This is a genomic window from Hoeflea sp. BAL378 (assembly GCF_000759435.1).
Classification (GTDB): domain Bacteria; phylum Pseudomonadota; class Alphaproteobacteria; order Rhizobiales; family Rhizobiaceae; genus Hoeflea.
Window position 1 is genome coordinate 1 of the sequence record NZ_JRJG01000032.1, and the last position, 10,147, is coordinate 10,147.

The window sequence follows — 10,147 nt, forward strand, 5'->3', positions numbered from 1 at the left end:
ATCATCCGCGGCAGCAGCGACACCAGCAGCCCCGGATCGGCGGCGGCGAAGGAGAAATAGCCGCCGAACTGGCGCATGTCGGGCGCGCCTTCGGTCCGGCCGTAGCGGGTCGCCCCCTCGCCCGCCGCGGCCGCGTTGGGATCGACGTGCACGGGCGGGCCGGGATCGATGCTCGACAGGGTGAAGGCGGGCGTCGCGGGCAGCAGCACGAAGTCGCCCTTTTCCAGCACGACCGGGGCCTCGCCGTCGACCGCCAGCCGGCACTGTCCCTCGGTCATGGCGCAGAAGCCGGGCAGACCGAATTCGGCATAGCGGACGGCCCAGCGGCCGCGGCCGCTGATCTCCTTGGCGAAGACCGCGCGCGGGCGCAGAAGCTGGATCACTTCGGACAGAGGATCGGACATTCCGGACTCTCGCAAACGAAATCAGGATTATGGATTGATGATAGTCCAGCTTAGGCGCGGTAGACCGGTCCCGTCAACATCCAACACAGGAGACCCCCATGCCCACCGCCCTCATCACCGGCTGCTCGTCTGGCTACGGACTTGAAACCGCCCGCCATTTCCTCGCCCAGGGCTGGAGCGTGATCGCCACCATGCGCACGCCGCGCGACGGCCTGTTCGCCAAGACCGATCGCGTCCGCATCCTCGCCCTCGACGTCACCGATCCCCAAAGCATCGCCGCCGCGCTCGAGGCCGCGGGACCGGTCGACGTGCTGGTCAACAATGCCGGGATCGGCGTCGTCGGCGCCTTCGAGGCAACCCCCATGGCGCATGTGCGAAAGGTGTTCGAGACCAATACATTCGGCGTCATGGCGATGACGCAGGCGGTGATCCCGCAGATGCGGGCGCGCCGTTCCGGCGTGATCGTCAACGTGACCTCGAGCGTCACCCTCGCGCCGATGCCGCTGGCCGCCGCCTATACGGCGAGCAAGCAGGCGATCGAGGGCTTCACCGGGTCGCTCGCCCACGAGCTCGCCGCCTTCGGCGTCCGCGCCCGGCTGGTGGAGCCGGGCTACGCGCCGACGACGCGGTTTGCGGCCAACACCGACATTCCGGTCGCCGATCTCATTCCCGAAGCCTATGCGGCGTTCGCCGGGCCGATCTTCGCGGGATTTGCCAACCCGGCGCTGACCACCAGGGAAAGCGATGTCGCCGAAGCGGTCTGGCGGGCCGCGACCGACCCCTCGGACCGGCTGCGCTATCCCGCGGGCGCCGACGCCATGGCGCTCGCCGCTGCCTCCTGACGATCCGGCGCTCCGCCGCCGCAGGGCCCGGGGCGCCGCTGATCAGACCCGGGTGGGCGGTCGGCAACTAGAAATAACGGGACAGTTCTCATTCCCACTTATCGCATGCAATCAAAAGCACCCTCTTTACGAAAGCTGCCTAGGGTGACCGCCTTAGAGTTGTCCAAAGGAGGGGCCCATGACGACACTTGAAGGCAAAGCCGGCCAAACGGCCATGGCTTAGGAGAAGGGCCGGACCAGCGTTTCCGATTTTCCGCGACTTACCAGACTGCAGGTGCCAAGATGAACTGTCCCGTTCCCCATAACGAACTCGAGAGACTTGACGCGCTTTACCGCCTGCAAATCCTCAACTCCGAACCGACGCCGCAATTCGACGCCATCGTGAACATGGCGGCGGCGATCTTCGAGGCGCCCATTGCCCTGATCTCCTTCCTGGACCGGGACGTGCAGTGGTTCAAGGCGCGGGTGGGGCTGGACGTGAGCGGGACCAGCCGCCACAGCGCCTTCTGCACCCACACGATCCTCTCCGACGACATCCTCGAGATCGAGGACGCGCGTCTGGACCCGCGATTCAGCGACAATGACTTCGTCACCGGCTATCCGCACCTGCGCTATTACATCGGCGCGCCGATCTCGATCGACGGCAGGACCAATGTCGCCACGCTCTGCGTCATCGACACCAAGCCGGGGAAGGCCACGGCGACGCAACGGCACCAGTTCGACCAGCTCCGCATCGTCGTGGCGGGACTGATCGACGCCCATGTCACGGCCGCCAAGGCCGGGATCGCCGAGCAGCATGCCCGCCAGCGCGGCACCCTGCTGGCGCAGGTCGAGAAGATCTCCAAGATCGGCGCATGGTCGCTCGACACCGCCAGCCTCAAGTTCGAGTGGTCGCCGCAGATCTTCGCCATCCACGAGCTTGACGGCGACCAGGCGCCCGCGCTCGAGGAGGCGCTGGCGTTCTTTCCGGACTACGAGCGGGAGGCGGTCACGCGGAAGCTCAGGAGCTGCGCCGAATCCGGTACTCCCTTCGAGCTCGAAAGCGATTTCATCACGGCGCGCGGCACCCGGAAGCGCATCCGCGCCATCGGCGAGATCGAACGCAGGGACGATGGCGCCACCTGCCTCATCGGCATCCTCAAGGACATCACCGACCAGTACGAGCAGGACAAGCGGCTGTGGCGCGCGGCCCATCTCGACAGCCTGACAGGCATCGCCAACCGGCATTCGTTTCAGGGCGAAATCGAACGGCGACTGGCGGGCGGGGCGGCCGACGCGGTGTCGCAGGCCCTGCTCATCCTCGATCTCGACAATTTCAAGGACATCAATGACGATCTCGGTCACCTTGCGGGCGACGAGGTGCTGTGCGAAGTGGCCCGGCGCATTGCCCGCGCGATCCCCGACTCCGCCTTCTGCGCCCGGCTGGGCGGCGATGAATTCGCGGTGCTGGTGAAGGTGGATGCCGAAACCGGGACGGCCGAAGATCTGGCCTCGATCCTGGTCAGGGAGATCAGCGCGCCGATCACCTACGGCCAGCAGGAAGTCAGGGTGAGCACCTCGATCGGCATCGCGACCGGCTCCTGTCACGCCATCGGCGAGGACGAACTGTTCCTGCGGTCGGATCTGGCGCTCTACCATGTCAAGCAGACCGGCCGCGGCAAGGTGCAGTCCTACGAGCCGGCGATCACCCAGGCGATCGAGGAGAAAAAGCGCTCCGTCACGCTGATCCGCTCCGCCATCGCCGAGGCCAGGCTGGAGCCGTTCTACCAGCCGATCGTCGACCTCAGGACCCGGGGCATCCGGGGCCTGGAAGCCCTTGCCCGCGTCCGCAACGCCGGCGGCGCGATCTCCGGTCCGGCCGATTTCTGGCACGCCCTGCTCGATGGGCAATGCGCCCGCGAGATCGACGAGGTGATCCTCGACCGCGCGCTCATCGACATGGCGCGGTGGAGGCGCATCGGGCTCGACATCGACTTCATCAGCGTCAACGCCTCGTCCTCGAGCATCCAGTCGGGCTGCTTCGTGGAACAGGTCTTCACCGGGCTCGCCAGGAACGGCCTGTCGCCGCGCGACCTCAAGATCGAAGTGGTCGAAAGCGTGTTCCTGGGCAATGACAGCTCCGACGTCCGCCAGGTGCTCGAGCAACTGTCCGCAGGCGGCGTCCGCATCGCGCTCGATGATTTCGGCACCGGCTACGCCTCGCTCAGCCACCTGCGCGACTACCCGATCGACTGCATCAAGATCGACAAGTCCTTCGTGCTGGGTCTTGGCGGCGACAGCCGCAACACGGCGATCGTGCAGGCGCTGATCGGGCTCGGCAAATCGATGAACCTCCGGGTCATCGCCGAGGGCATCGAAACCCCGGCCCAGCTCGATTTCGTCTCCGCGCTCGGCAGCCATTACGGCCAGGGCTACCTGTTCTCGAAGCCGATGGATGCCGAGAGCATGGAGTTGCTGATGACGGCGGCGGCCGCGAAGCCAACGCCGCGGGCCGCCTGCGGCCGCCGGGCCTGACCCGGCGGCGCCAGGCCTTCCCCGCCTTTGCCGTTGGCCGCCGGCCTACACGGCGGTGGGCACGCCGATCTGTCGAAAACGGATAAAATCGCCTTCCAATGTTGAACATATTGCCGAACCATGTGCACTATCGGCAATACAACCGGGCTGACTGATGCCTTCCGGTTGATAAACAAAGCATCAATCAAGGGAGAGAGACATGAATTTCATGAGGAAACTTGCCGGACTGGCCACCGTGGCCGTTTCGGTTCTGGGCCTGTCGGCCGCGGCACTGGCGGCGGATTACGAGTGGACGTTCCAGACTTCGGAAACCGCGGGCGAACCCGGTTTCATCAACAAGCAGAAATGGGCGGAAAATGTCGGGGTCCTGTCGGGAGGACGGATCCAGATCGAAATCCTGCCGATCGGCGCGGTGGTGCCCCATACCGATACGCTGGAAGCCGTCGGTTCCGGCATTCTCCAGGGCCACCTGACCGATCCGAGCTATTTCGCAGGCAAGGATCCCGCCTTCGCCATGATGGGCAATCTGGTGGGGGCCTGGAGCGACCCGTTCGAACTCCTGGGCTTCATGCAGTCCGGCGGCGGCCACGAGCTCTATGCCGAACTGGTCGAACCCTACGGCGTGCACTTCATCGGCGCGGCGGCGACCGAGCCGGAGGCCTTCGTGTCGAGCGTGCCGATCCGCACGGTCGAGGACCTCAAGGGCGTCAAGCTTCGCGCTCCCGAGGGCATGGTCTTCCAGATCTTCTCCAAGGCCGGCGCCTCGCCGGTGGCCCTTCCCGGCTCCGAGATCTTTTCCGCGCTCGACAAGGGTGTGGTGCAGGCGGCCGACAACACCGTGTTCGCCACCAACCAGGCGCTCGGCATGAACGATATCGCCCATTACCCGCTCTATCCCGGATTCCATTCGCTGCCGCTGATCGACATCTCGATGAACAAGGCGGTCTGGGACGGCCTGCCGGACGATCTCAAGGCGATCCTGGACGCGTCCGTGAAGCAGTTCAGCTTCAATCACATCTACTCGGTGCGGCTTCTCGACGCCAAGGCCGTCGCCGAGGCGCGCGCCAATCCCGAAATCGAGATCATCAACTGGTCCGGTGACGAACGCGCCAAGTTCCGCCGCATCGCCCAGGACGAATGGAAGGTCTGGGCGGAAAAATCCGCCATGACCCAGCGCTACTACGATGCGGTGACGTCCTATCTCGAAGGTCGCAACCTGCTGTAGCCACGCCGTTCCGCGCCCGGCGACACGCGTCCGGGCGCGGACCCAGTTCCATCGGGAGGAGACCAGATGGCCGAGACGAACGAGTTGACGATCGATGCCGAGGATGCCGACGGCGAAATCCGGACCAGGCTGGACGGCGCCGTCGCCGGCTCCACCAGGTTCTTTGCATGGGCCATCTTCCTGGCCTTCCTGATCACGGTTTTCGAGGTGATCTCGCGCTATGTCTTCGACGCCCCCACCTTCTGGGCGCATGAAAGCACGATCTTCCTGATCGCCGCGATCTTTCTTGTCGGCGGACCCATCGCGCTTGCGCGCGACAGGCATATCCGCGTGCGCATGTTCTACGACGCGATCCCGCCCCGCCGCCGCCGCTGGCTCGACATCATCAATTCGCTCATCGCGCTCGTGTTCTTCGCGGGCCTCGCCTATGCGGCCTGGATCATGTCGTGGAAGGCAACCCACACGCCCGGCGGCGACATCCACCTGGAAGGGACCGGGACCGCCTGGAACCCGCCGACTCCGGCGCTTCTGAAGATCCTGGTGCTGATTTGCGTCGTCGTCATGTTCGCGCAGACGGTCATGCATCTCGTCGCCGCCCTCCGCCGCGACGTCACGGCGCAAAGCAGCGCCAGCGGAGAAGAGTGATCATGGGCCTGAGTGCGCTTGGCATCGAATACGGCTCCTACATTCTCGTGGCCTCCATCTTCCTGCTGCTGCTGACGGGCCAGCCGCTGGCCTGGGTGACGGGACTGGTGGCGCTGCTGTTCACCTTCGGATGGTTCGGCGGCAATGCCCTGCCTCTCGTCACCGCCCGTATCTTCGGCTTCATCACCGAATATTCGCTGGTCGCCATCCCGATGTTCATCCTGATGGCGGCGCTGCTCGACCGCTCGGGCATCGCCAAGGACCTGTTCAACGGCATGCGCGTGCTGGCCGGGCGGTTGCCGGGCGGCGTGGCGGTGCAGACGCTGATCGTCGCCATTCTGATGGCGGCGATGTCGGGCGTGATCGGCGGCGAGATCGTGCTGCTGGGCATCCTGGCGCTGCCGCACATGCTGCGGCTCGGCTATGACCGGAACCTGTCGATCGGCGTCGTCTGCGCCGGCGGATCGCTCGGCACGATGATGCCGCCTTCGATCGTGCTGATCATCTATGGCCTGGTGGCCAGCGTGTCGATCGCCGACCTGTTCGTGGCGGCCATCACCCCGGCGCTGCTGCTGCTGGCGTTCTATGTGGGCTACGTGCTCATCATCTGCATGCGCAATCCGCAGCTCGGGCCGCCGATGTCGCGGGAGGAACTGTCGTCGGAATCCTTCCTGAGCGCCATCCGGTCGATCATCGCGCCGCTGTTCATCGTGGCCGCCGTGTTGGGCTCGATCTATGGCGGCATCGCCTCGATCACCGAGGCGGCGGCGCTCGGGGTATCCGCCGTGCTGGTGGTGGCGCTGCTCAGGCGCGAATTGTCGATCAAGATGCTCGAGAACAGCCTGGTGCACACGCTCGAGACCTGCGGCATGATCATCTGGATCGGCATCGCCGCGGCGGTGCTGGTGGGGGTCTACAACCTGATGGGCGGCAACCGGTTCGTCGCCGATTCGATCCTCGGGATCGACGCCCCGCCGGTGGTGATCATCATGGTGATGATGCTGATCCTGCTGGTGCTGGGCATGTTCCTCGACTGGATCGGCATCGCGCTCCTGACCCTGCCGATCTTCGTGCCCATCGTCGTGAAGCTCGGCTACGATCCGATCTGGTTCGGCATCCTGTTTGCCGTCAACATGCAGGTGTCCTATCTGACGCCGCCCTTCGGCCCCGCCGCCTTCTATCTCAAGAGCGTGGCGCCGAAGGAGATCACGCTCAAGCACATCTACACCGCGCTGCTGCCGTTCATCGCGCTGCAACTGGTGGTGCTCGGCATCATCCTGTTCTATCCGCCGATCGCCACCTGGGTGGTGGACTAGGCGGCGGCGCGGGTCTGCGCGAGTCCGAGCGGGCGGACAGGGAGGCGCCGGACGGCGGCGCCTTTCGTCCGTCCGATCGTTCCGTGGCAAATCCGCGCGCGCCCCGTTGCAATCCCCCCCGCCGACATCCTATGTGAGATCCTCAGATTGGCGGAGCACCCTACCCATGCGCAAGATCCGGAATGTCGCGGTCCAGATGGACCATGTGAGGTCGATCAGGATTGCCGGAGATTCCACCTTCGCCATGTCGCTTGAGGCGCAGGCGCGGGGCTACAGGCTGTTCCACTACACGCCCGACCAGTTGTCGATGCGCGACGGCGAGATCGAGGCGGTGGCCGAGCCGATGATCCTCAGGGATGTCGAGGGCGACCATTTCGAGCTCGGGCCGCGGGAAAAGATCAAGCTTGCGGACATGGACGTGGTGCTGCTGAGGCAGGACCCGCCCTTCGACATGGCCTACATCACCTCGACCCATCTGCTCGAGCGGGTGCACCCGAAGACGTTGGTGGTCAACGATCCGGCCTGGGTGCGCAATTCGCCCGAGAAGATCTTCGTCACCGAGTTTCCCGACCTGATGCCCAGGACGCTGATCTCCCGCGATCCGGCGACCATCAACGCCTTCCGCGCCGAAGTCGGCGACATGATCCTCAAGCCGCTCTACGGCAATGGCGGCGCCGGCGTGTTCCACGTCAAGCCCGACGACCGCAACATGTCGTCGCTGCTCGAAATGTTCGCGCAGATGTACCGCGAGCCGTTCATCGCCCAGGAATACCTGTCCTCGGTCAGGGCTGGCGACAAGCGCATCATCCTGATCGACGGCGAGCCGGTGGGCGCCATCAACCGGGTGCCGGCGGAGCATGATTCGCGCTCGAACATGCATGTCGGCGGCCGCGCCGAGCATTCGGAACTGACCGCGCGCGAACAGGAGATCTGCGCCCGCATCGGCCCGTCGCTGAAAGCCCGCGGCTTCGTCCTGGTCGGCATCGACATCATCGGCGACAAGATGACCGAGATCAACGTGACCTCGCCCACCGGCATCCGCGAGATCCGCAATTTCGGCGGCGCCGACATCGCCAGCCTGTTCTGGGACGCGGTGGAATCCAAGCGCGTCTGAGGCGTCAGGTCGGACTGAAGCGCCAGCACCGCGCCGTGCGGCCGCGTCCTCGTTCGCCCCACCTGTACAGGCGGACGCTCGCATGAAGAGACCTTTCCCTCCCGCGAACTGACCCCCGAAGTTGATGGGCAACTTTCGGCGGTCAGTTCGGAGAGCAGGGCTCCTTTTCTGCAATGGAGACTGCGAAAAGCTGTTTATAGGCTATTGAAAATCCTGCTTCTCGATGTCCTGCGCCCCGTGCAAGACCCGTACAATCACCACACGGTCGTCAAAAATGCGGTAATAGATGCAGCGCCTGCGGTACGGAAAAGCCCGCAAGCCCTCGCTGACATGGTCGCGGCTCGAGCCCGCAAAGCCCACCTCGGCAATCCATGCGATTTTCGCGGCGATGTCCGCCACGAAGATCAAGGCCTGCTGGGGGCTGTCCTGCGCAATGTACTGGCGGATTCCGCGCAGGTCGCTTCTGGCGGCGTCGGTAAGGACAAGGGTCTTTTTCACCTTATCGGCCTGGATCCTTGATAATGTCTTGGAACAGATCGTCCGCACCGGCGTAAGGGGTGACGCGTCCCGCCTCGATGTCGCTGTCCCCCTTGGCAATCTCCTGCCGCAAGGCGCCCAGTCGGGTCTCATAATCTTCCAGCATGCGAAGGCCAGCCCGTATCACCTCGCTGGCGTTGTTAAACCGGCCTTCTTCAACCTGACGGGCGATAAACTGCTCATATCTGTCGCCGACCACAAAGGATTTTTTGGCGCGTGTCATCCTGGCTATCTCTCCTCGTTGGTCCCTGTTCATAGCACAAAGTGATAATAGTTCATACTTCTCGGTCATCCTGACGAAAGGCCGCAACCAAGCCCCTTCAAGTGCCGAATTGCATAACAGCGCGCGTCTGTTCCACCGCCACAACCCGGCACAACCTGGCTCCCTTAAAAAGTGCAATTGTTGCCATATTGTTCTTGTTTTGCTCCGCATACCGTGCTTCAATTCAACCCGGATCGCGCATAACGGGAAGCTTCTCCAAGCCCGGCGCGGTGCGTCAGCCACATCAGGGGGCCGGAAACATGGTTGCGCGGGTGAGTACGGTTTCGTTCCAGGGCATCGAGGCGGTGCCGGTCGACGTCCAAGTGATGATCGCGCCGGGCAAGGTGGGCATGCACATCGTCGGCCTGCCCGACAAGGCGGTGGCCGAAAGCCGCGAACGGGTGCAGGCGGCGCTGCACGCCTCCGGCCTGTCGCTGCCGGCAAAAAAGGTCACCGTCAACCTGGCGCCGGCGGACCTGCCCAAGGAGGGCAGCCATTTCGACCTGCCGATCGCGCTCGGGCTGATGGCGGCGCTCGGCGCCATCCCGGGCGACGCGCTCGACGGCTATGTGGTGCTGGGCGAGCTCTCGCTCGATGGCACCATCGCCTCGGTCGCAGGCGCGCTGCCCGCGGCCATCGGCGCCAACGCGCTCGGCAAGGGGCTGATCTGCCCGCAGGCCAGCGGCCCGGAGGCGGCCTGGGCCGGCGAGGAGATCGACATCATCGCGCCGCGCTCGCTGATTTCCATCGCCAATCATTTCCGCGGAACCCAGGTGCTGGCGCGGCCTAAGCCCGCCATCCGGGCGGAGCCCGCCAACCTGCCCGACCTCTCCGACATCAAGGGCCAGGAAACCGCCAAGCGGGCGCTCGAGGTGGCCGCCGCCGGCGGGCACAACCTGATCATGGTGGGCCCGCCCGGCTCGGGCAAATCGATGCTGGCGGCGAGGCTGCCCTCGATCCTACCGCCGCTGTCGGCGCCGGAACTGCTGGAAGTCTCGATGATCCATTCCATCGCCGGCCAGCTCGCCGGCGGCAAGCTGTCGGACCGGCGGCCGTTCCGGGCGCCGCATCATTCGGCCTCGATGGCGGCGATGGTGGGCGGCGGCCTGCGCGCGCGGCCGGGCGAAGTGTCGCTGGCGCATAACGGCATCCTGTTCCTGGACGAATTTCCCGAATTCACGCCGCAGGTGCTCGATTCATTGAGGCAGCCGCTCGAAAACGGCGAGAGCGTGATCGCGCGCGCCAACCACCGGGTGAGCTATCCCGCCAATATCCAGCTCATCGCGGC

At 65.0% G+C, this 10,147-nt stretch carries 10 protein-coding genes; 7 read left to right on the forward strand and 3 right to left on the reverse strand.

The genetic code is table 11. The features are described from left to right. Nucleotides 1–404 (reverse strand): cupin domain-containing protein (locus LL06_RS08850; protein ID WP_035525151.1); only part of this gene is annotated, 404 nt, incomplete at its 3' end. Nucleotides 405–502: 98 nt separating this feature from the next. On the opposite strand from LL06_RS08850, the gene LL06_RS08855 reads away from it, so the two are divergent. The 6 genes from LL06_RS08855 to gshB all read left to right on the forward strand — a co-directional run bounded on the left by LL06_RS08855 (nt 503) and on the right by gshB (nt 8,060). Continuing rightward, nucleotides 503–1,246 carry an SDR family oxidoreductase gene (locus LL06_RS08855; protein ID WP_035525154.1) on the forward strand — a complete coding sequence of 248 codons (744 nt, stop codon included), beginning with the start codon at nt 503–505 and terminating at the stop codon, nt 1,244–1,246. Between the two features lie 282 nt (nt 1,247–1,528). Continuing rightward, nucleotides 1,529–3,760: an EAL domain-containing protein gene (locus tag LL06_RS08860; RefSeq protein WP_035525156.1), complete on the forward strand. Its 2,232-nt coding sequence runs from the start codon at nt 1,529–1,531 to the stop codon at nt 3,758–3,760. 199 nt (nt 3,761–3,959) lie between these two features. Further along, entirely contained in the window at nt 3,960–4,985 is a 1,026-nt protein-coding gene (locus LL06_RS08865) for a TRAP transporter substrate-binding protein (protein WP_201772320.1), read from the forward strand. A gap of 66 nt (nt 4,986–5,051) precedes the next feature. Then, nucleotides 5,052–5,630 (forward strand): TRAP transporter small permease, encoded by a 579-nt coding sequence (locus tag LL06_RS08870; RefSeq protein ID WP_035525158.1) that lies wholly within the window; start codon nt 5,052–5,054, stop codon nt 5,628–5,630. 2 nt (nt 5,631–5,632) lie between these two features. Further along, nucleotides 5,633–6,946: a TRAP transporter large permease subunit gene (locus LL06_RS08875; RefSeq protein ID WP_035525163.1), complete on the forward strand. Its 1,314-nt coding sequence runs from the start codon at nt 5,633–5,635 to the stop codon at nt 6,944–6,946. Nucleotides 6,947–7,112: 166 nt separating this feature from the next. Then, the gene (gshB, locus tag LL06_RS08880; RefSeq protein ID WP_035525165.1) at nt 7,113–8,060 is read left to right on the forward strand and encodes a glutathione synthase; all 948 of its coding nucleotides are present in this window, start codon (nt 7,113–7,115) and stop codon (nt 8,058–8,060) included. A gap of 201 nt (nt 8,061–8,261) precedes the next feature. On the opposite strand, the gene LL06_RS08885 is transcribed toward gshB, so the two are convergent. Together LL06_RS08885 and LL06_RS08890 are read right to left on the reverse strand one after the other, a co-directional pair. Next, on the reverse strand, nt 8,262–8,558 hold the full coding sequence (locus LL06_RS08885; protein WP_035525167.1) for a type II toxin-antitoxin system RelE/ParE family toxin: 297 nt from the start codon (nt 8,556–8,558) through the stop codon (nt 8,262–8,264). Nucleotide 8,559: 1 nt separating this feature from the next. Next, nucleotides 8,560–8,820 (reverse strand): type II toxin-antitoxin system ParD family antitoxin, encoded by a 261-nt coding sequence (locus LL06_RS08890; RefSeq protein ID WP_035525169.1) that lies wholly within the window; start codon nt 8,818–8,820, stop codon nt 8,560–8,562. Nucleotides 8,821–9,119: 299 nt separating this feature from the next. Here LL06_RS08890 and LL06_RS08895 point away from each other — a divergent pair. Continuing rightward, on the forward strand, nt 9,120–10,147 hold a 1,028-nt coding region (locus tag LL06_RS08895; protein ID WP_035525171.1), incomplete at its 3' end, for a YifB family Mg chelatase-like AAA ATPase.

Excerpts from the sequence above, each read along its gene's own strand:
- LL06_RS08855 (WP_035525154.1), top strand. The coding sequence starts at position 503 with ATGCCCACCGCCCTCATCACCGGCTGCTCGTCTGGCTACGGACTTGAA.
- LL06_RS08860 (WP_035525156.1), top strand. The coding sequence starts at position 1,529 with ATGAACTGTCCCGTTCCCCATAACGAACTCGAGAGACTTGACGCGCTT.
- LL06_RS08865 (WP_201772320.1), top strand. The coding sequence starts at position 3,960 with ATGAATTTCATGAGGAAACTTGCCGGACTGGCCACCGTGGCCGTTTCG.
- LL06_RS08870 (WP_035525158.1), top strand. The coding sequence starts at position 5,052 with ATGGCCGAGACGAACGAGTTGACGATCGATGCCGAGGATGCCGACGGC.
- LL06_RS08875 (WP_035525163.1), top strand. The coding sequence starts at position 5,633 with ATGGGCCTGAGTGCGCTTGGCATCGAATACGGCTCCTACATTCTCGTG.
- gshB (WP_035525165.1), top strand. The coding sequence starts at position 7,113 with ATGCGCAAGATCCGGAATGTCGCGGTCCAGATGGACCATGTGAGGTCG.
- LL06_RS08890 (WP_035525169.1), bottom strand. The coding sequence starts at position 8,820 with ATGACACGCGCCAAAAAATCCTTTGTGGTCGGCGACAGATATGAGCAG.